This is a genomic window from Streptomyces plumbidurans, assembly GCF_019857225.1.
GTDB classification, from domain to species: Bacteria; Actinomycetota; Actinomycetes; order Streptomycetales; family Streptomycetaceae; genus Streptomyces; species Streptomyces plumbidurans.
Genome location: NZ_JAFJSY010000025.1, coordinates 1 through 20,337 on the forward strand (window position 1 = coordinate 1; position 20,337 = coordinate 20,337).

The window sequence follows — 20,337 nt, forward strand, 5'->3', positions numbered from 1 at the left end:
CTGCAGGGGGGACCCTGTGGGAGAGTAGGACGCCGCCGAACTCCCTTTAGAGCTCTGGCTCTTGGGCACACAGCCCGAGAGCCAGAGCTTTTTTGCGTTGAGGTAAGGTCAGGGAGCATCGTTGGCACGTTTCCTACAGGAGGCCCCCGGGTGGAGGTCCAGGAGACCCGCGTCCAGACGGATCGGGTGCTCACCATCCCCAACATCCTCAGCATGGCGCGTCTCGCCGGCGTGCCGGTCTTCCTGTGGCTGGTTCTAAGGCCTGAGTTCGGGGGCCCCAAGAGTGACGGCTGGGCCCTGCTGGTACTGGCGCTGAGCGGAATCAGCGACTATCTGGACGGCAAGCTCGCCCGCCGCTGGAACCAGATCAGCAGCCTCGGCCGGCTCCTCGACCCCGCGGCCGACCGGCTCTACATTCTCTCGACATTGGTGGGCCTCACCTGGCGCGAGATTCTGCCGCTCTGGTTGACGGCTGTACTTCTCGCGCGTGAGCTGGTCCTGCTGGTGATGGTCGGCATCCTCCGGCGGCACGGCTATCCGCCTCCGCAGGTGAACTTCCTCGGCAAGGCAGCCACCTTCAACCTGATGTATGCCTTCCCGTTGCTCCTGCTCAGTGACGGAAGTGGATGGATCTCGTCACTCGCTGCTATTTTCGGATGGGCGTTCGCTGGATGGGGTACAACCCTCTATTGGTGGGCAGGAGTGCTCTACGTGGTACAAGTCCGCCGCCTGGTCCGAGCGGACGCCATGGCCGATTGAACTTGCCGATTGCCGCGGCCGTAGTGGCTCGATGGCCCTCGGTCAAAAAGTGCGGGACAATCTGGACGGGTGAAGTCGGCTAGACCGTCGTCTCTTTGAGGAGGACGCTTCCGACATGAAGGCCGTCGTGATGGCCGGAGGCGAAGGCACACGCCTTCGTCCGATGACCTCAAGCATGCCCAAGCCGCTCCTGCCCGTGGCGAACCGCCCGATCATGGAGCATGTGCTTCGGCTGCTCAAAAGGCATGGGCTGACCGAGACCGTCGTCACTGTCCAGTTCTTGGCCTCACTGGTCAAGAACTATTTCGGTGACGGCGAGGAGCTCGGAATGGAGCTCTCTTATGCCAATGAGGAGAAGCCACTCGGTACCGCCGGAAGCGTCAAGAACGCCGAGGAGGCGTTGAAGGACGACGCCTTCCTCGTCATTTCCGGCGATGCCCTGACCGACTTCGACCTCACCGAACTGATCAATTTCCACAAGGAAAAGGGTGCGCTCGTCACCGTCTGTCTGACGCGAGTGCCCAATCCGCTGGAATTCGGGATCACGATCGTCGACGAAGAGGGGAAAGTCGAGCGCTTCCTTGAGAAGCCCACCTGGGGGCAGGTCTTCTCCGACACCGTGAACACGGGCATTTATGTCATGGAGCCCGAGGTCTTCGACTATGTCGAGGCCGATGTGCCCGTCGACTGGTCCGGGGACGTCTTCCCGCAGTTGATGAAGGAGGGCAAGCCGATCTACGGCTATGTCGCCGAGGGCTACTGGGAGGACGTCGGCACGCACGAGAGCTACGTAAAGGCGCAGGCCGATGTCCTGGAGGGCAAGGTCGACGTCGAGCTGGACGGCTTCGAGATCTCTCCAGGCGTCTGGGTGGCCGAGGGCGCCGAGGTGCATCCCGATGCCGTGCTCCGCGGTCCGCTCTACATCGGCGACTACGCCAAGGTCGAGTCCGGCGCCGAAATTCGTGAGCACACGATCATCGGCTCGAACGTCGTCGTGAAGAGCGGGGCCTTTCTGCACAAGGCCGTCGTACACGACAACGTGTACGTGGGGCAGCACAGCAATCTGCGGGGCTGCGTGGTCGGGAAGAACACCGACATCATGCGTGCCGCGCGGATCGAGGACGGCGCGGTCATCGGCGACGAGTGCCTGATCGGCGAAGAATCGATCGTTCAGGGCAATGTGCGGGTCTACCCGTTCAAGACCATCGAGGCCGGTGCCTTCGTCAACACCTCGGTGATCTGGGAGTCCAGGGGGCAGGCGCATCTCTTCGGCGCCCGTGGGGTCTCCGGCATCCTGAACGTCGAGATCACGCCAGAGCTCGCGGTGCGGCTCGCGGGCGCCTACGCGACGACCCTGAAGAAGGGTTCGACCGTCACCACGGCTCGCGACCACTCCCGTGGTGCCCGTGCGCTCAAGCGGGCGGTGATCTCCGCCCTGCAGGCCAGCGCCATCGACGTACGCGACCTGGAGAACGTACCGCTGCCCGTAGCGCGGCAGCAGACCGCCAGGGGCAGTGCCGGCGGGATCATGATCCGGACCACGCAAGGGGTGCCGGACTCCGTCGACATCATGTTCTTCGACGGCAATGGCGCGGACCTGTCCCAGGGCAGCCAGCGGAAGCTGGACCGGGTGTTCGCGCGGCAGGAGTACCGGCGGGCGTTCCCCGGCGAGATCGGGGATCTGCACTTCCCGTCCAGCGTCTTCGACTCGTACACCGGGTCGTTGCTGCGCAATGTCGACACGACCGGGATCAGTGAGTCCGGGCTGAAGGTCGTCGTGGACGCGACGAACGGCAGTGCCGGCCTGGTGCTCCCCAGTCTGCTCGGCAAGCTGGGTGTGGACTCGCTCACCATCAATCCCGGGCTCGACGAGTCCCGGCCCACCGAGACCGCAGATGTGCGGCGGTCGGGGCTGGTGCGGCTCGGTGAGATCGTGGCGTCGTCGCGGGCGGCCTTCGGTGTGCGCTTCGACCCCGTCGGCGAGCGGTTGTCGCTGGTCGACGAGAAGGGGCGGATCGTCGAGGACGACCGGGCTCTGCTCGTCATGCTGGACCTGGTGGCCGCGGAGCGGCGCAGCGGGCGCGTGGCGCTGCCGGTGACCACGACGAGGATCGCCGAGCAGGTGGCGGCGTACCACGGCACGCAGGTGGAGTGGACGACCACCTCGCCCGACGACCTGACGCGGGTCGGCGGTGGTGACGCGACCATCTTCGGCGGTGACGGCAAGGGCGGCTTCATCATCCCGGAGTTCAGCAGCGTCTTTGACGGTACGGCTGCCTTCGTACGGCTGATCGGCTTGGTGGCGCGGACCCAGCTCACGCTCAGCCAGATCGACGCCCGGATCCCGCGGGCACACGTCCTCAAGCGGGATCTCGCCACTCCGTGGGCGGTCAAGGGACTGGTGATGCGGCGAGTGGTCGAAGCGGCTGGTGAGCGCTTTGTGGACACCACCGACGGCGTACGGGTGGTGGAGACCGACGGGCGCTGGGTGATGGTGCTGCCCGACCCGGCCGAGGCCGTCACCCACCTGTGGGCGGAAGGGCCGGACGACGCCTCCGCGCAGGCCCTGCTCGACGAGTGGTCGGCTGTCGTGGACAGCGCCGGCCGCTGAAAAGCGCGGCACGCGCGCGTGCCGGGCAGGCCTCTCCAACGGGGCCTGTCCGGCTTGCCGGTGGGGCCATTCGGAGGTAGCGCTCGCGACATGCGACTATGTGCGGCATGCCGCAGCACCCCCCCGTTCGGAGCACACCTACGCGACCCTCGCGTCCGGACGCTTCCATGTCGCTGCTCACCAACGTCATGGACCACAGCCTCGACGACGGCTACGCCGAGGCGGCCGCCCGCAAGAAGGCCGTGGGCGCGAGCGGTATGCCGAAGACGCTCCGGGCCAGGCTCGGTCTGGCCGCCGGGCTGGTGCTCGCGGCGCTCGTCGTCACCGTCGGAGCGGCACAGGCGCGCGTGGCGGCTCCCGTCGTCGCCAAGGAGCGCGAGGAGCTGATCGATCGCATCGACCGGGAGACCGCGGCGGCGGACAAGCTGGAGGGCTCCGTCGACAAGCTTCGCGACGATGTCAACACGCGGCAGCGCGAGGCGCTGAAGAAGAGCGGTGGCGGGGACAACGGCGAGCTGGTCGGCATTCTGTCGGGTGCGGTGGAGGTGCACGGCCCCGGCGTGAAGCTGGTGGTCGACGACGCCAAGGAAGCGACCAGCGGCGGCAACGGGGACCCGCGCGAGACCTCGGACTTCTCCGACACGGGCCGGGTGCGCGACCGCGACATGCAACGCGTGGTCAACGGCCTGTGGGAGTCGGGCGCCGAAGCCGTGGCGATCAACGGCCAGCGGCTCACGGCGCTGTCGGCGATCAGGGCCGCGGGCGACGCGATACTGGTCGACAACAAGCCGCTGGTTCCCCCCTACACGGTGCTGGCCGTGGGCAACGGCAAGCAGCTCAGCAACAGGTTCCAGAACAGTGCCGACGGGCTGTATCTGCATGCCCTGCAGGAGAACTACGGCATCCGGAACAGCATTTCCGTGGAGAGCGACCTGCGGCTGCCGGCCGCGCCGAGTGTGATCGTACGTACTGCACAGCCGAACAACGAGAAATCTGGGAAGGGCACATCGTGATCGCCGTACTGGGCCTCGTCGTGGGAGTCGTGGCTGGATTGCTGGTCCGGCCTGAGGTTCCGGCGGTCGTCGAGCCTTATCTGCCGATCGCCGTCGTCGCGGCGCTCGATGCCGTCTTCGGTGGTCTGCGGGCCATGCTCGACGGGATCTTCGACGACAAGGTCTTCGTGGTGTCGTTCCTGTCGAACGTGGTCGTGGCCGCCCTGATCGTGTTCCTGGGCGACAAGTTGGGCGTGGGCGCCCAGCTGTCCACCGGTGTCGTGGTGGTGCTCGGCATCCGGATCTTCTCGAACGCCGCGGCGATCCGCCGGCACGTCTTCCGGGCGTGAGGCCGATGAGCGACAACGAAGAGACACCCCGGGACAGGCTGCGCAGGGAACTGCCCGCCGAGCGGCCCGCGCCCACCGGTCCCGCTGCGGACAAGACGCCTGACGAGACGCCCGACATGACGCCCGGGAAGGCGCCCGGCACCGGGAAGACGTCCGAGAACGCCCCGGAGACGCCCCCGGACGCCGCGGAGGCTCCCGAGCAGAAGCGGCCCGAGCAGAGCGACCTGACCGGGCGGCAGCGGCTGGCGAAGGGCATCTGGCCGCCGCGAGTCACCCGAGCCCAACTCATCGTCGCCGTCCTGCTGTTCGGCCTCGGCTTCGGTCTGGCCATCCAGGTCGCCTCGAACAGCAACAGCGACAGTGCCCTGCGCGGTGCGCGCCAGGAAGATCTCGTTCGCATCCTCGATGAACTCGACGACCGCACACAACGTCTTGAGGACGAGAAGCAGGGACTGGAGAAGCAGCGCGACGAGCTGGAGAACAGCTCCGACCAGGCCGAGGAGGCCCGCAAGCAGACCGTCGAGAAGGAGAAGCAACTCGGCATTCTGGCGGGCACCGTGGCGGCTCAGGGCCCCGGCATCACGATGACCATCGAGGACACGAAGGGGTCGGTACAGGCGGACATGCTGCTCGACGCGATCCAGGAACTGCGTGCGGCGGGGGCGGAGGCGATCCAGGTGAACGACGTGCGCGTGGTCGCCGGCACCTATCTGACCGATTCCGGCAAGAGCGTGAGTGTCGACGGGAACAAGATCAACGCCCCGTATCGTTTCAAGGTCATCGGCAAGCCGGAGGACCTCGAACCGGCGCTCAACATCCCTGGAGGCGTGGTGCAGACCCTGGAGAAGGAGCAGGCCACCGTCGCCGTCGAGCGTTCGGGCAAGATCGTTGTGGACGCCTTGCGAGCCGCGAAGCGGCCTGACTACGCTCGGTCGTCCTCCTAGTGAACCGGCGGTGCATGGGGGACGTCCGGCAGGGGCATGAGGTTGCGGGGGGTCGGCGCACCGAATGGGTGGTGCGTGGTGGAAACTGTCTGGTGGATACGGACGTTGTGAAGGTGTCCGGGTCGGCCGGTGTATGCAATCAGGGTTCGTCCTGCCCCACGGGCGGGTCTGTTTCGGTCAAGGGGAATCGCCCGTGAAGTTGTTTGCGAAGTTGTTCGGCAAGAGTGCGCGAGAGGACAGCGAGAACGCGACCGCTCGCCATCGCGCGCAGCCAGACGCGGAAGGTGGGCGCCCGCTGTTCCGGGACCAGGTCCCAGGCCCGGGCGGCGACATCTCCGGAGGTCAGGGCGCGCCGTCTGTTGACCCTGCGCAGTCCGGCGGCATAGGTTTCGGGCAACCGTCAACCTCAAGTACGGGTGGAGGGTTTTCCCCTATGTCGGCCCTGGTGTGTACGAGGTGCGGTAACCGCAACGCGGAGAACAGCCGCTTCTGTTCCAACTGCGGCGCGCCGCTGCGGGCGGGGGCCACCCCCGAGCGCCCGTCGGAGACGACGTCCACGATCTCGATCTCCGGCATCGAGGCCTACGACGCCGAGGCGACCGGTCAGACGCAGATGCCGGCGCTGTCCCCGGAGGCCCAGGCGGCCGTGGACGCGCTGCCGGTGGGCTCCGCGCTCCTCGTCGTGCGCCGTGGGCCGAACTCGGGCAGCCGCTTCCTGCTGGACGGCGACCTGACCACGGCCGGACGTCATCCGCAGAGCGACATCTTCCTGGACGACGTGACGGTCTCGCGCCGGCACGTGGAGTTCCGCCGCGGCGGGGACGGCTCGTTCACGGTGGCCGACGTGGGCAGCCTGAACGGCACGTACGTCAACCGCGAGCGGATCGACCAGGTCGGCCTGAACAACGGTGACGAGGTGCAGATCGGAAAGTACCGGCTGGTCTTCTACGCGAGCCAGCGGGGCTACTGACCCGGCCACCGGACTTCGTCCGGGGGGATCTACAGGGAATGTCCATGCTGCGAACACCGAGCGGCGGTGCCGGTCACGGTACCGCCGCCACGGACGGTCTGATGAGCATCGGCACGGTGCTGACCGTGCTGCGCGACGAGTTTCCCGAAGTCACCATCTCCAAGATCCGTTTCCTGGAGTCCGAGGGGCTGATCGAGCCGCAGCGCACCCCCTCGGGCTACCGCAAGTTCAGCGCGCAGGACGTCGAGCGCCTCGGTCATGTCCTGAGGATGCAGCGGGACCACTATCTGCCCCTCAAGGTCATCCGCGAGCATCTGGACGCCATGGAGCGCGGTGAGGCCGTCCCGCTGCCCGCGGTGGGGCGCCAGCGGGAGGGCGAGCCCCTGCTCGAGCCGGCCGAGGGGCCCACGGCGGCCCGCATCGGACGGGCCGAGCTGCTCGCCGCCGCCGGGATCGGTGAGCAGCAGCTCCAGGAGTGGGAGTCGTACGGGCTCCTCGCACCAATGGCGGACGGGACGTACGACGCGGAGGCGGTGACGGTGGCCTCGCTCGTCCTGGAGCTGGGCCGGTTCGGGATCGAGCCGCGTCATCTCAGGGCGATGAAGGCCTCCGCCGAGCGCGAGGCCGGGCTGGTGGACCAGGTGGTGGCGCCCTTGAAGCGCCATCGCAACCCGCAGACCAGGGCGCACGCCGAGGCGCGTACGAAAGAGCTCGCCGCGCTCACGGTCAAGTTGCACGCCTCGCTCGTGCAGACCGCGCTCGGTGTGCGACTGCCCTGAGCCGGCGCGTTCGCCGAGGCCGGATAGTCCCCCCGTTGTCGGTCCGACTACCCAAACGTCCCGGGCACGTCCTAGGGTTACTGTGTGAACGAGCTCGATGTCGTAGGTGTCCGGGTCGAAATGCCCTCCAACCAGCCGATCGTGCTCCTGCGTGAAGTGGGAGGCGACCGCTACCTCCCCATCTGGATCGGACCGGGGGAGGCGACGGCGATCGCCTTCGCCCAGCAGGGCATGGCCCCCGCGCGGCCGCTGACCCACGACCTGTTCAAGGACGTGCTGGAGGCCGTCGGCCAGGAGCTCACCGAAGTACGCATCACCGACCTGCGTGAGGGCGTCTTCTACGCGGAGCTGGTCTTCGCCAGCGGGGTCGAGGTCAGCGCCCGTCCCTCCGACGCCATAGCGCTGGCCCTGCGCACGGGAACGCCGATCTACGGCAGCGACGGTGTGCTCGACGACGCGGGAATCGCGATCCCGGACGAGCAGGAGGACGAGGTCGAGAAGTTCCGCGAGTTCCTCGACCAGATCTCGCCGGAGGACTTCGGGACCAGCAGCCAGTGAGACGAGGCCGGACCGCCCGTCGACGACGGCCCGGGCCGGTGGAGGCCGCGGGTGAAATGCCCGCAAGTGCCAGAGGCGAGCGAGAGCGTCCCGCGGCCCCGCCCGAAGGCATTCGGCTAGCCTTTCCCCGCGGTGGGACGCGGGAAACCACTCGTAGGGTGATTATCACTCGGCGTGCCGAGTGTGGCGGTCGTTGACGCACCCCGAGTGGCTGCCTACCTTCGAGGAGGCAGGTCAAGGACGGAGGTCGGCGTGAGAAGCAGCGGCGACGGTACGGCTGGGGGAGCCCCTGGACGCAGTCCGGGGGAGAGCGGTCCGTACCCTTCCCCCGGCTCTCGGCTCCGCTCTGGCGGTGGGTATCCCCATCACGGCGGCGCGGCCGACCACGCTCCGCAGCGACCGGCCGCAGTGCCGAGCGGCGGAGGGACGACGTCCATGGCGTCGGAGGAGATCGGCTACCGCGGTCCGACGGCCTGCGCGGCCGCCGGCATCACCTATCGCCAACTGGACTACTGGGCCCGCACCGGACTCGTCGAGCCGAGCGTCCGGCCGGCGTACGGGTCGGGGACGCAGCGGCTGTACAGCTTCCGGGACGTCGTCGTCCTGAAGATCGTCAAGCGGTTCCTGGACACCGGCGTCTCGCTGCAGAACATCCGCACGGCCGTGACGCATCTGCGGGAGCGCGGCTTCCGGGACCTGGAGCGCATGACGCTGATGAGCGACGGTGCGACGGTCTACGAGTGCACTTCGCCCGACGAGGTGCACGCGCTGCTCCAGGGCGGTCAGGGGATCTTCGGGATCGCCGTCGGCGTGGTGTGGCGGGACGTCGAGAGCGCCCTGTCGCAGTTGCACGGCGAGCGGGTGGACACCGGCGAGACGCTGATCGGGCACAACCCCGCGGACGAACTGGCGCGGCGGCGGAACCGCGCGGTCTGAGCCTCCTGGCTTCCCGACACCCCAGGCTCCCTGACGTCTCTAGAGACGCGCGTTCGAGCGGTGCTGCGACGGCATTGTCAGTGGCGTAGGGCAGCATCGGACATGTGAGGAACGCGGCTACGATCCTGCATCTCGACATGGATGCCTTCTACGCTTCGGTGGAGCAGGCGTCCAAGCCGAGTCTGCGCGGGAAGGCCGTGATCGTGGGCGGACTCGGGCCGCGCGGTGTGGTCGCGACGGCCTCGTACGAGGCGCGGGTCTTCGGGGTGCGGTCCGCGATGCCGATGGCGCAGGCGCGGCGGCTGGCGCCGCACGCCGCGTATCTGGTGCCGCGCTTCGGGTTCTACCGGTCGATCAGCGAGCAGGTCATGGCGCTGCTGCATGCGCTGTCGCCGCTGGTGGAGCCGCTGAGCCTGGACGAGGCCTTCGTGGACCTGGAGGCCGGGGACATGGCCTGGGACGACGCGTCGGCGCGGCTGGTGGGGGAGAAGCTGCGTTCCGACATACGGGTGGGCACGGGACTCACCGGGTCCGTGGGCCTCGCCGCGTCCAAGATGGTCGCGAAGATCGCCTCAGAGGAGGCCAAGCCGGACGGGCTGGTGCTGATCGAACCCGGGACCGAGCGGGCGCTGCTGGGGCCCATGTCGGTGCGGACGCTGCCGGGGGTGGGGCCGGCGACGGGGGATCATCTCAGACGGGCCGGGATCAGCACGGTCGACGAGATCGCCGAGGCGGGCGAGGACGAGCTGGTGCGGCTGCTGGGCAAGGCCCACGGGCACGCGTTGTACGCCATGGCGCTGGCGCGCGACGACCGGCCGGTGGTGGCGGAGCGGGAGACCAAGTCGGTGTCGGTCGAGGACACGTACGACGTGGACATCCACGACCGGCTCCGAGTGGGCATGGAGGTGCAGCGGCTGGCCGAGCGCTGCGTACGGCGGCTGCGCGAGGCGGGGCTGTCGGGGCGGACGATCGTGCTCAAGGTGCGCCGCTACGACTTCTCGACGCTGACGCGCTCCGAGACACTGCGGGGGCCGACGGACGATCCGGCGGTGGTGCGGGAGGCGGCGGCCCGGCTGCTGGAAACGGTGGACACCACGGGCGGGGTACGGCTGCTGGGCGTCGGGGTCAGCGGTCTCGCCGACTACACACAGGAGGACCTGTTCGCACAGGCCGCGGGGGAACAGGCCGCCGCGCCGGTGGAGGAGCCGTCGCCGGAGACCGCCGAGGCGCCGCAGGAGCCGGCCGAGCGACGCTGGCCCGCGGGCCACGACGTGCGGCACGCGGAATTCGGGCACGGGTGGGTGCAGGGCAGCGGCCTGGGCCGGGTCACCGTGCGCTTCGAGACACCGGATTCGGGCCCGGGGCGGGTGCGAACCTTCCGGACCGACGACGGCGACCTGGAGAGGGCGGATCCGTTGCCGCTGGTGGAGCGGGGGGCGGGGGCTTCCGTGGGTGGGGTGTTGTAGGCGGCGGGGTTTCCGGTCGGGTCGGCGGTTGTTGCCGGGGTGACGGCCGGATTGCCGAGGTATCGACCAGAGGTCCCAGCAGGGTCGGGCGTGGGGCCGAGATGTCGGCCGGGGTGCCCCAGTCGGGTCGGCCGTGGTCGCCGAGGTGTCAGCGGGGGTCCCGGTCGGGTTGGCCGGGGTGCCGCAGTCGGGTGGGCCGGGATGTACTGGGATGCCCGAGCTGGGTCGGCCGTTGAGCCGAGGCGTCGGCCGGTGTCCCAGCTGGGTCGACAGTGTCATATGCGTCGGTCGGGTGGGCCGGGGGGCCGAGGGGGCTACCGGAGCGCCCCAGCTGGGTCGGCGGTGGTTGCTGGGGTGCCGGTCGGGTTGCCGGGGGTGCCGAGGTGTCGACCAGAGGTCCCAGCAGGGTCGGGCGTGGGGCCGAGGCGCCCCGGCTGGGTCGGCGGTCATAAACGTTGGCCGGAGTGTTCCAGTCGGGTTGGGCGGGATTGCCGGGCGCCGGTCGGGGTGCCCCAGTCGGGTCGGCCGTGGAGTCTGAGGCGTCAGCCGGGGTGCCCCCAGCCGGGGCGGGCCGAAGTGTCCCGGTCGGGTCGGCCCAGGTTGCCGAGGCGTCGGCCAGAGTGCCCCAGCAAGGTCGGCCGTGGTGTCCGAGGTGTCAGCCAAGTTGTCGCAGTCGCGTCAGCCAATTGCCCAGGCGTCGGCCGGGCTGGCTGGACCGGCTCGGCCAGCTGCCTAGGCATCCGCCGAGGTGTCCCGGGTCTCCGTGTTCTCGGTGCCTGCGATCTTGCCGAAGGGGCGGTCCGGCATGGGGGTGCTGATGTCGAGGCCGTAGTGGTGGTAGAGCTGGAGTTCCTGTTCGGGGGAGAGGTGGCGGCCTACGCCGAAGTCCGGGGCGTCCTTGATCAGGGAGCGGTCGAAGGGGACGTGCAGGGTGCCCTCGACGAGTTCGCTGGGCGCCAGGGGGACGAAGGCGTCCCGGGAGAACAGACCGGTGCGTATGGCCGCCCACTCCGGCACGCCGGTCGCGTCGTCGAGATAGACCTCGTCGATGGTGCCGAGCTTGGTGCCGTTGCGGTCGAACGCCCTGCGGCCGATCAGGTTGCGCGGATCGATGTCGGTCTGCACGGTCCCTCCACTTGGTCGCAACTCATCCGTAAGCACTACAAAAGAGCACAACGGGCGAGGCGGCCACTCGAAGAAACGTGCAGGGCGCTCGCTGGTAGGCTGACAACGGCTGCTGACCCCGTGCGGGAGAGTCCTCCAGACACCACCGGAGGCGCCGAAGGAGCAAATCCTCCCCGGAATCTCTCAGGCACACGTACCGCGCGGACGAGGTCACTCTGGAAAGCAGGGCGGGTGTCGACGGCTTCCGCTCTCACCGACGGTGAAAACCGGGAGCCTTCGGGCGACCCGGTGAAGCTCTCAGGTTGAGATGACAGAGGGGGAGGCCGTCCGGGTACCCGCGCCGTGGTGCCCCTCGAAGGTCGTGTCGACCAGGAGGCCTCCGCAATGACCCCGCATCGCATTCCGCTCACCGAGCTGGAGAAGGGCATTCCCTTCGAACAGCGTCATATCGGCCCCGACCTCGAGGCCCGGGCCAAGATGCTCGCGCAGGTCGGCTACGGCTCGCTGGACGAGCTCACGGCCGCCGCGGTCCCCGACGTGATCAAGAACGCGGACTCCCTGGCGCTGCCGGGCGCGCGCACCGAGGCCGAGGTGCTGGCCGAACTGCGCGAGCTGGCCGAGCGCAACGAGGTGCTCGACTCCATGATCGGACTCGGGTACTACGGCACCTTCACGCCGCCCGTGATCCTGCGCAATGTCATGGAGAACCCGGCCTGGTACACGGCGTACACGCCCTACCAGCCCGAGATCTCGCAGGGCCGGCTCGAGGCGCTGCTGAACTTCCAGACGATGGTCGCCGACCTCACCGGACTGCCCACCTCCGGTGCCTCCCTGCTCGACGAGGGCACGGCCGCCGCCGAGGCCGTGGCGCTGTCGCGGCGCATGGGCAGGAACAAGAAGGGCCTGTTCCTGGTCGACGCGGACGTGCTGCCGCAGACCATCGCCGTGATCCAGACGCGTGCCGAACCGGCCGGTGTGGAAGTCGTGGTCGCCGATCTTTCCGACGGCATCCCGGCCGAGGTCGCGGAGCGTGAGATCAACGGCGTGCTCCTGCAGTACCCCGGCGCCTCCGGTGCCGTACGCGACATCAAGCCGCTGATCGACCAGGCGCACGAGCTCGGCGCGCTCGTCACCGTCGCCGCCGACCTGCTCGCGCTGACGCTGCTGAAGTCGCCCGGCGAGCTCGGCGCGGACATCGCCGTCGGCACGACCCAGCGCTTCGGTGTGCCGATGGGCTTCGGCGGGCCGCACGCCGGTTACCTGGCCGTGCACGAGAAGTTCGCGCGCAGCCTGCCCGGCCGGCTCGTGGGGGTCTCCGTGGACGCCGACGGGCACAAGGCCTACCGGCTCGCGCTGCAGACCCGTGAGCAGCACATCCGGCGCGAGAAGGCCACCAGCAACATCTGCACCGCGCAGGTGCTGCTCGCCGTAATGGCCGGAATGTACGCCGTCTACCACGGGCCCGACGGCCTGCGGGCGATCGCGCAGCGCACCCACCGCTACGCCACGATCCTCGCCGAGGGCCTGCGGGCCGGAGGCGTCGAGGTCGAGCACGGCTCCTACTTCGACACGCTCACCGTGCGCGTGCCGGGCCGCGGCGCCGAGATCGTCGCCGCCGCGCGGAAGAACGGCGTCAACCTCCGCCTCGTCGACGCCGACCGTGTCTCCCTCGCCTGCGACGAGACCACCAAGCGGGCCCAACTGGCCGCCGTGTGGAACGCGTTCGGGGTCCAGGCCGACATCGAGGCGCTGGACGCGGCCGCCGAGGAGGCGCTGCCGCAGGACCTGCTGCGCAACGACGCCGTCCTCACCCACCCCGTCTTCCACCAGCACCGCTCCGAGACCGCGATGCTGCGCTACCTGCGCCGGCTGGCCGACCGCGACTACGCCCTCGACCGCGGCATGATCCCGCTGGGCTCCTGCACCATGAAGCTCAACGCGACCACCGAGATGGAGCCGGTCACCTGGCCCGAGTTCGGCCAGCTGCACCCCTTCGCGCCCGCCGAGCAGGCGGAGGGCTACCTCACGCTCATCCACGAGCTGGAGGACCGTCTCGCCGAGGTCACCGGGTACGACAAGGTGTCCCTCCAGCCCAACGCCGGGTCGCAGGGCGAGCTGGCCGGACTGCTCGCGGTGCGCGGCTACCACCGCGCCAACGGCGACGAGCAGCGCACGGTCTGCCTGATCCCCTCCTCCGCGCACGGGACCAACGCCGCGAGCGCCGTGATGGCCGGCATGAAGGTCGTCGTCGTGAAGACCGCCGGGGACGGCGAGATCGACGTCGAGGACCTGCGGGCCAAGATCGAGCAGTACCGCGACGAGCTGGCCGTGCTGATGATCACGTACCCCTCGACCCACGGTGTGTTCGAGGAGCACGTCGCCGACATCTGCGCGCAGGTCCACGAGGCCGGCGGGCAGGTCTACGTCGACGGCGCCAACCTCAACGCCCTTGTGGGGCTCGCCAAGCCGGGGCACTTCGGCGGCGACGTCTCGCACCTCAACCTGCACAAGACGTTCTGCATCCCGCACGGCGGCGGCGGTCCGGGCGTCGGTCCGGTCGGCGTACGCGCGCACCTGGCGCCGTATCTGCCGAACCACTCGATGCAGCCCGCGGCCGGTCCTGAGACCGGTGTCGGGCCGATCTCGGCCGCTCCGTGGGGCAGCGCGGGCATCCTGCCGATCTCGTGGGCGTACGTCCGGCTCATGGGCGGCGAGGGGCTGAAGCGTGCCACGCAGGTGGCCGTGCTGTCCGCCAACTACATCGCCAAGCGGCTCGAACCGCACTACCCGGTGCTCTACACCGGCCCCGGCGGGCTGGTCGCGCACGAGTGCATCATCGACCTGCGGCCGCTGACCAAGGCGACCGGCGTGAGCGTCGACGACGTCGCCAAGCGGCTGATCGACTACGGCTTCCACGCGCCGACGATGTCGTTCCCGGTGGCCGGCACGCTGATGATCGAGCCGACCGAGTCGGAGGACCTGACCGAGCTTGACCGGTTCTGCGAGGCGATGATCGCCATTCGGGCGGAGATCGAGAAGGTCGGGGCGGGCGAGTGGCCTGCCGACGACAACCCGCTGCGGGGCGCCCCGCACACGGCTGCCGCGCTGGGCGGTGAGTGGGAGCACGCGTACTCGCGCGAGGAGGCCGTCTTCCCGGCCGGGGTCTCGGCCGCCGACAAGTACTGGCCGCCGGTACGCCGGATCGACCAGGCCTACGGCGACCGCAACCTGGTCTGCTCCTGCCCGCCGCTGGATGCGTACGAGGACTGAACGTCCGCTTGGAGCTTGGACAGGCATGGTGTGAAGGGCCCCGCTTCGGCGGGGTCCTTCTGCGTGGGGCTCGTGAACGACGACGGGGGGTGCGGTTTCGGGGGTCAGACGCGGTCGATGTGTACGTTTGTCGACTTGACGCGGGCGGTGGCCTCCATGCCGACCTCCAGGCCCAGTTCCTCGACGGCCTCGCGGGTCAGCAGGGAGACCAGGCGGTGCGGGCCGGCCTGGATCTCGACCTGGGCCGCCACGTCGCCGAGTTTGATCGCGGTGACGATGCCGGGGAACGCGTTGCGGACCGAGGTGTAGGAGGTCTCCTCCTCGGCGCCGCCCGCCTTGGCGAGTGCCACGGAGAACGCGGCCAGATCCCGCCCCTCGATGAGCCGACGGCCGCCCTCGTCGCGATGGGTCGCCACCCGGCCGGCGTCGGCCCAGCGGCGTGCGGTGTCCGGACTCACGCCGAGCAGCCGTGCTGCCTGGCCGATCGTGTAGCTCTGCATGCGGTCACCATATGGCCGGCAATGGGGCATGGTGGACGTGGGGTTGGGGGCTGGGGGTCGGGTACAACGCGATACGGAGTCGGGCCGGTGACTGGAATTCGGGGTGTGGACATGTCCGGAGAGAGCGCGCGGAGTGGCGAGGCGTCGCCGGACCTCAGGGCCTCGCACGCTGATCGCGACCGGGTCGTCGATGTGCTGCGCGTCGCGGCGGGTGACGGCCGGCTGACCGTCGAGGAGCTCGACGAGCGGGTGGAGGCTGCCCTCACCGCGCGCACGATGGGGGAGTTGGCGGTGTTGACCGCGGATCTGCCGACCGGGCCCACCACCGATCTCGCGTCCGACGCGAAGGACGTCGTCCGTATCGAGCAGAAGGGCGGTTCGGCCCGGCGGGGCGGCGGGTGGGTGGTACCGCGCCGACTGCAGATCGCGTCCGAGTGGGGCGATGTGACCCTCGACTTCACCGGCGCGGTGATCACACACGACACCCTGCACATCGCCCTCGACATGCGCGGCGGGGCGCTGCGGCTGCTGACGCCCCCGGGCGTCGTGGTGGACACGGACTCCCTGGTCACCCACTACGCCAAGATCAAGGGACGCCCAGGCCGCGGCCCGGACGTGCCCGTCGTACTGCGAGTGGTGGTCGACGGGCGTCTGAGCCTCGGGCGCGTGGTCGTACGGTCACGGGGGCGGACGCGGGGGAGGTAGGCGCTGACGCTGTGGGTGGGGGGCGGGACGGCGCCGGTGTGCTGGGTGTGCGCGTCGGGAGGGGCCGAGTAGCGGGGCGCGGTGCGTTCGGGCGTGTGGTGTGGCACCAGCGTATGGGGAGCGTGACGGGCCCACGGATTGCGCCGGGGGCAAGGAGCGCGAGGCAGTGCGGTCCCGCATGGGCCGGGAGCTTGGCACCCGGGTGCGGGCCGCGCCCGTGCTCGTCCGGCACGCCCCGAATCACCCCCGACCTGCAGTGATCCCCCTCGCGTATGAGTTCCGTCAAAGGCGTGCGGTGGGCCGTATGGGACCCGTCAACGGCGCTCGATTCGAGCCGCGAAGGCTGTTTTCTGGGAGCGTCCCGTTCGACCAACCTCACTCCAGGAGTTCACGGTGGCCGATCTGGCCTTCGTCGTCGTCGCGATCGCGTCCTTCGTTCTGGTGGCCCTCGTCGCCAAGGGGGTGACCAAGCTGTGACCGCCGAGAACATCGTCGGCCTCGTCGTGGCCGTCGCCCTGCTGGGCTATCTCGTCCTCGCCCTGATCTTCCCGGAGAGGTTCTGAGACACCCATGGGTCCCGTACCAGCCGCGGTCCTTCAACTGCTGGCGCTCATAGGCGCGCTGGCTCTCGTCCACGTCCCCCTTGGCAACCACATGGCCAGGGTCTACTCCTCCGATCGGCATCTGCGCGTCGAGAGGTGGATCTACAAAGGCATCGGTGCCGACCCGGACACCGAGATGCGCTGGCCGGCGTATCTGCGCGGAGTGCTCGCCTTCTCGGTCGCCGGGGTGCTCTTCCTGTACCTGCTGCAGCGGCTCCAGGGCATCCTGCCGGGCTCGCTCGGCTTCTCATCGGTCAATCCGGCGCAGTCGTTCAACACGGCCGTCTCGTTCGTGACGAACACCAACTGGCAGTCCTACTACGGCGAGCAGACCATGGGGCACGTCGTGCAGACCGCCGGTCTGGCCGTGCAGAACTTCGTGTCCGCCGCGGTCGGCATCGCCGTCGCGGTGGCGCTGGTGCGTGGCTTCGCACGCTCGCGCACCGGTGAACTGGGCAACTTCTGGGCCGACCTGGTGCGCGGCACCGTCCGCATCCTGGTGCCGGTGGCCGCCGTCGCCGCGGTCGTCCTGGTCGCCTGCGGCGCCGTCCAGAACTTCTCCGGCATCCACGAGGTCGGTCAGTTCATTGGCGGTTCGCAGCAGTGGAACGGCGGCGCGGTCGCCTCGCAGGAGGCCATCAAGGAGCTGGGCACCAACGGCGGCGGCTACTTCAACGCCAACTCCGCCCACCCCTTCGAGAACCCCACGCCGTTCACCAACCTCTTCGAGATCTTCCTGATCCTGGTCATCCCCTTCGCCCTGACCCGCACCTTCGGTGTGCTGGTCGGCTCGGTGCGGCAGGGGTACGCGATCCTCACCGCGATGGGCGCGATCTGGCTCGGCTTCACCGCGCTGATGATGTGGACCGAGTTCGCCCATCACGAGGGCGCGCTGCAGATCGCGGGTGCCTCGATGGAGGGCAAGGAGGTCCGCTTCGGCGTCGGTGGCTCCTCGATCTTCGCGGTGGCCACCACCCTGACCTCGACCGGTGCGGTGGACTCGTTCCACTCCTCCTTCACCGGCTTCGGCGGCGGCATCACCATGCTGTCGATGATGCTGGGCGAGATCGCACCCGGCGGTACCGGCTCCGGCCTCTACGGGATGCTGATCATCGCGGTCATCGCGGTGTTCATCGCCGGTCTGATGGTCGGCCGTACGCCCGAGTACCTGGGCAAGAAGATCGGCTCCCGCGAGATCAAGCTGGCCGCCGTCTACATCCTCATCACGCCCGCGCTGGTGCTGATCCTCACCGCCTTCTCGATGGCGCTGCCGACCCCGCCGAACTCGATGCTCAACCCGGGCGCGCACGGCTTCAGCGAAGTGCTCTACGCCTTCACCTCGGCCGCCAACAACAACGGCTCCGCCTTCGCGGGCCTGAACGCGAACACCGACTGGTTCAACACCATGACCGGGCTCGCGATGCTGCTCGGCCGCTTCCTGCCGATGGTGCTCGTCCTGGCCCTGGCCGGCTCGCTCGCCGAGCAGAAGCCGGTGCCGGTGACCGCCGGCACCCTGCGCACCGAGAAGCCGATGTTCACCGGCCTGCTCGTCGGCGCCGTCCTGATCATCGTCGGCCTGACCTACTTCCCGGCGCTCGCGCTGGGCCCGCTGGCCGAGGGGCTGGCGTGATGACCACTCGTACCACCCCAGTCGAAGTCACCGAAAACCCCGAGGACTCCATGTCCACAGCCACTCCCACCCGCGCGCCGCACACCGACGTACCCTCCGGGCACAAGCCTCCCGAAGGCCGTGTCGGCGCGGGCCTCTTCGACCCCGGGCAACTGCTCCGCTCGCTGCCTGACGCCGTCCGCAAGCTCGATCCGCGGGTGCAGATCAAGTCGCCCGTGATGTTCGTGGTGTGGATCGGCTCGATCCTCACCACCGTCTTCTCCTTCAAGGACCCGGGCGACTGGTTCGGCTGGGCGATCAGCGCCTGGCTGTGGCTGACCGTGGTCTTCGCCAACCTGGCGGAGGCGGTCGCCGAGGGCCGCGGCAAGGCGCAGGCCGACACCCTGCGCAAGGCCAAGACCGACACCGTCGCGCACAAGGCCGACGGAACCGTGGTCGCGGGCACCGAGCTGAGCATCGGCGACCTCGTGATCTGCGAGGCCGGCGACGTCATCCCCGGCGACGGTGACGTGGTCGAGGGGGTCGCCTCGGTCGACGAGTCGGCCATCACCGGTGAGTCGGCCCCGGTCATCCGCGAGTCCGGCGGCGACCGCAGCGCCGTCACCGGCGGCACGAAGGTGCTCTCCGACCGCATCGTCGTCAAGATCACGACGAAGCCCGGAGAGACCTTCATCGACCGGATGATCAACCTCGTCGAGGGCGCGGCCCGGCAGAAGACGCCCAACGAGATCGCCCTGAACATCCTGCTCGCGTCGCTGACGATCGTCTTCCTGCTGGCCGTCGCCACGCTGCCGCCGTTCGCCGACCACGCGGGCACCCACCTCACGATGGTGGTGCTGGTCGCCCTGCTGGTCTGCCTCATCCCGACCACGATCGGCGCCCTGCTCTCGGCGATCGGCATCGCGGGCATGGACCGGCTGGTGCAGCGCAACGTACTGGCCATGTCCGGCAGGGCAGTTGAGGCCGCCGGTGACGTCTCCACGCTGCTGCTCGACAAGACCGGCACCATCACCCTCGGCAACCGCAGGGCCGCCGAGTTCGTACCGGTCAGGGGCGTCACCGACGCCGAGGTCGCCGACGCGGCCCAGCTCTCCTCGCTCGCCGACGAGACGCCCGAGGGCCGCTCCGTCGTCGTACTGGCCAAGGACCGGTACGGGCTGCGCGAGCGCCACCAGGGCGAGCTCGCCCACGCCGACTGGATCGCCTTCACCGCCCAGACCCGGATGTCGGGTGTGGACGTCGACGGGCGGAAGATCCGCAAGGGTGCGGCAGGCTCGGTCATCGCCTGGGTCCAGGAGGAGGGCGGCACGGTCGCGGGCGACGCGGACGGGATCGCGGGCCGGATCTCCGAGGCGGGCGGCACCCCGCTGCTGGTCGCCGTCAAGGACGGGCGCGGTGCCCGCGTCCTCGGTGTCATCCACCTCAAGGACGTCGTCAAGCAGGGCATGCGCGAGCGGTTCGACGAGCTGCGCCGCATGGGCATCAGGACCGTCATGATCACGGGCGACAACCCGCTGACCGCCAAGGCGATCGCCGAGGAGGCGGGCGTCGACGACTTCCTCGCCGAGGCGACTCCCGAGGACAAGATGGCGCTGATCAAGCGGGAGCAGGCGGGCGGCAAGCTCGTCGCGATGACCGGCGACGGCACCAACGACGCGCCCGCGCTGGCCCAGGCGGACGTCGGTGTCGCGATGAACACGGGTACGTCGGCCGCCAAGGAGGCCGGCAACATGGTCGACCTCGACTCCGACCCGACCAAGCTCATCGAGATCGTCGAGATCGGCAAGCAACTCCTCATCACCCGGGGCGCGCTCACGACGTTCTCCATCGCCAACGACGTCGCGAAGTACTTCGCGATCATCCCGGCGATGTTCGCGGTGGTGTACCCGGGCCTGGACAAGCTCAACATCATGGACCTGTCCTCGCCGGACTCCGCGATCCTCTCGGCGGTCGTCTTCAACGCGCTGATCATCGTCGCGCTGGTGCCGCTCGCCCTGCGCGGTGTGCGGTACCGGCCGGTGAGCGCCGACAGGATGCTCCGGCGCAACCTCGGGATCTACGGTCTCGGCGGTCTGATCGCCCCCTTCATCGGCATCAAGCTCATCGACCTGCTCATCTCCCTCATCCCGGGCCTGTGATG

Annotated in this window: 17 protein-coding genes and 1 riboswitch; of the genes, 15 read left to right on the top strand and 2 right to left on the bottom strand. The window is 69.3% G+C overall.

Annotated features, from left to right (window positions below):
* Window positions 1-150: 150 nt before the first annotated feature.
* The 10 genes from clsA to JYK17_RS17820 all read left to right on the top strand — a co-directional run bounded on the left by clsA (window position 151) and on the right by JYK17_RS17820 (window position 10,365).
* Window positions 151-759, top strand: coding sequence for a cardiolipin synthase ClsA (clsA, locus tag JYK17_RS17775; protein ID WP_108010105.1), 609 nt, complete (start codon window positions 151-153; stop codon window positions 757-759).
* Between the two features lie 115 nt (window positions 760-874).
* The gene (locus JYK17_RS17780; protein WP_108010103.1) at window positions 875-3,370 is read left to right on the top strand and encodes a mannose-1-phosphate guanyltransferase; all 2,496 of its coding nucleotides are present in this window, start codon (window positions 875-877) and stop codon (window positions 3,368-3,370) included.
* Window positions 3,371-3,468: 98 nt separating this feature from the next.
* Complete coding sequence (locus JYK17_RS17785) at window positions 3,469-4,383, top strand: DUF881 domain-containing protein (RefSeq protein ID WP_108010101.1); 915 nt, start codon at window positions 3,469-3,471, stop codon at window positions 4,381-4,383.
* A complete protein-coding gene (locus tag JYK17_RS17790) occupies window positions 4,380-4,712 on the top strand; it encodes a small basic family protein (protein ID WP_003988855.1) in 333 nt (110 codons plus the stop codon). Before JYK17_RS17785 ends, JYK17_RS17790 begins: the two co-directional genes overlap by 4 nt.
* 5 nt (window positions 4,713-4,717) lie before the next feature.
* Window positions 4,718-5,656, top strand: coding sequence for a DUF881 domain-containing protein (locus JYK17_RS17795; protein WP_222810773.1), 939 nt, complete (start codon window positions 4,718-4,720; stop codon window positions 5,654-5,656).
* 64 nt (window positions 5,657-5,720) lie between these two features.
* Window positions 5,721-6,626, top strand: coding sequence for a zinc-ribbon and FHA domain-containing protein (locus JYK17_RS17800; protein WP_108010097.1), 906 nt, complete (start codon window positions 5,721-5,723; stop codon window positions 6,624-6,626).
* Window positions 6,627-6,670: 44 nt separating this feature from the next.
* Complete coding sequence (gene ftsR / locus JYK17_RS17805) at window positions 6,671-7,405, top strand: transcriptional regulator FtsR (RefSeq protein ID WP_108010095.1); 735 nt, start codon at window positions 6,671-6,673, stop codon at window positions 7,403-7,405.
* An 84-nt stretch (window positions 7,406-7,489) separates the two neighbouring features.
* Window positions 7,490-7,963 (top strand): bifunctional nuclease family protein, encoded by a 474-nt coding sequence (locus tag JYK17_RS17810; RefSeq protein ID WP_004002801.1) that lies wholly within the window; start codon window positions 7,490-7,492, stop codon window positions 7,961-7,963.
* 252 nt (window positions 7,964-8,215) lie between these two features.
* Window positions 8,216-8,899, top strand: a complete 684-nt coding sequence (locus tag JYK17_RS17815; protein WP_108010093.1) for a MerR family transcriptional regulator — start codon at window positions 8,216-8,218, stop codon at window positions 8,897-8,899.
* A 104-nt stretch (window positions 8,900-9,003) separates the two neighbouring features.
* Window positions 9,004-10,365 (top strand): DNA polymerase IV, encoded by a 1,362-nt coding sequence (locus JYK17_RS17820; RefSeq protein ID WP_128803640.1) that lies wholly within the window; start codon window positions 9,004-9,006, stop codon window positions 10,363-10,365.
* A gap of 732 nt (window positions 10,366-11,097) precedes the next feature.
* Here JYK17_RS17820 and JYK17_RS17825 read toward each other — a convergent pair.
* The gene (locus JYK17_RS17825; RefSeq protein ID WP_181362412.1) at window positions 11,098-11,490 is read right to left on the bottom strand and encodes a PRC-barrel domain-containing protein; all 393 of its coding nucleotides are present in this window, start codon (window positions 11,488-11,490) and stop codon (window positions 11,098-11,100) included.
* Window positions 11,491-11,603: 113 nt separating this feature from the next.
* Window positions 11,604-11,699, top strand: a riboswitch (glycine riboswitch).
* Window positions 11,700-11,874: 175 nt separating this feature from the next.
* Between JYK17_RS17825 and gcvP the strand changes: the two genes are divergently transcribed.
* Window positions 11,875-14,760: an aminomethyl-transferring glycine dehydrogenase gene (gene gcvP / locus JYK17_RS17830; protein ID WP_222810774.1), complete on the top strand. Its 2,886-nt coding sequence runs from the start codon at window positions 11,875-11,877 to the stop codon at window positions 14,758-14,760.
* Between the two features lie 104 nt (window positions 14,761-14,864).
* Here the strand turns inward: gcvP and JYK17_RS17835 are convergent, their stop codons facing one another.
* Window positions 14,865-15,260, bottom strand: a complete 396-nt coding sequence (locus JYK17_RS17835; protein WP_108010085.1) for a TOBE domain-containing protein — start codon at window positions 15,258-15,260, stop codon at window positions 14,865-14,867.
* A 111-nt stretch (window positions 15,261-15,371) separates the two neighbouring features.
* Here JYK17_RS17835 and JYK17_RS17840 point away from each other — a divergent pair, with 111 nt between their 5' ends.
* From JYK17_RS17840 to kdpB, 4 genes are all read left to right on the top strand, one after another.
* Window positions 15,372-15,965, top strand: coding sequence for a DUF1707 SHOCT-like domain-containing protein (locus JYK17_RS17840; protein ID WP_222810775.1), 594 nt, complete (start codon window positions 15,372-15,374; stop codon window positions 15,963-15,965).
* 473 nt (window positions 15,966-16,438) lie between these two features.
* A complete protein-coding gene (gene kdpF / locus JYK17_RS17845; RefSeq protein WP_016434100.1) occupies window positions 16,439-16,528 on the top strand; it encodes a K(+)-transporting ATPase subunit F in 90 nt (29 codons plus the stop codon).
* A 7-nt stretch (window positions 16,529-16,535) separates the two neighbouring features.
* Window positions 16,536-18,197: a potassium-transporting ATPase subunit KdpA gene (kdpA, locus tag JYK17_RS17850; protein WP_222810776.1), complete on the top strand. Its 1,662-nt coding sequence runs from the start codon at window positions 16,536-16,538 to the stop codon at window positions 18,195-18,197.
* A gap of 50 nt (window positions 18,198-18,247) precedes the next feature.
* The gene (gene kdpB / locus JYK17_RS17855; protein ID WP_222810854.1) at window positions 18,248-20,335 is read left to right on the top strand and encodes a potassium-transporting ATPase subunit KdpB; all 2,088 of its coding nucleotides are present in this window, start codon (window positions 18,248-18,250) and stop codon (window positions 20,333-20,335) included.
* Window positions 20,336-20,337: the final 2 nt, after the last annotated feature.

What these genes read in the sequence shown, in the direction of transcription:
- JYK17_RS17800 (WP_108010097.1), top strand. Translation starts at nt 5,721, where the DNA reads ATGGGTGGTGCGTGGTGGAAACTGTCTGGTGGATACGGACGTTGTGAA.
- kdpB (WP_222810854.1), top strand. Translation starts at nt 18,248, where the DNA reads ATGTCCACAGCCACTCCCACCCGCGCGCCGCACACCGACGTACCCTCC.
- gcvP (WP_222810774.1), top strand. Translation starts at nt 11,875, where the DNA reads ATGACCCCGCATCGCATTCCGCTCACCGAGCTGGAGAAGGGCATTCCC.
- JYK17_RS17785 (WP_108010101.1), top strand. Translation starts at nt 3,469, where the DNA reads ATGTGCGGCATGCCGCAGCACCCCCCCGTTCGGAGCACACCTACGCGA.
- JYK17_RS17840 (WP_222810775.1), top strand. Translation starts at nt 15,372, where the DNA reads ATGTCCGGAGAGAGCGCGCGGAGTGGCGAGGCGTCGCCGGACCTCAGG.
- JYK17_RS17795 (WP_222810773.1), top strand. Translation starts at nt 4,718, where the DNA reads ATGAGCGACAACGAAGAGACACCCCGGGACAGGCTGCGCAGGGAACTG.
- kdpA (WP_222810776.1), top strand. Translation starts at nt 16,536, where the DNA reads ATGGGTCCCGTACCAGCCGCGGTCCTTCAACTGCTGGCGCTCATAGGC.
- JYK17_RS17835 (WP_108010085.1), bottom strand. Translation starts at nt 15,260, where the DNA reads ATGCAGAGCTACACGATCGGCCAGGCAGCACGGCTGCTCGGCGTGAGT.
- JYK17_RS17780 (WP_108010103.1), top strand. Translation starts at nt 875, where the DNA reads ATGAAGGCCGTCGTGATGGCCGGAGGCGAAGGCACACGCCTTCGTCCG.
- ftsR (WP_108010095.1), top strand. Translation starts at nt 6,671, where the DNA reads ATGCTGCGAACACCGAGCGGCGGTGCCGGTCACGGTACCGCCGCCACG.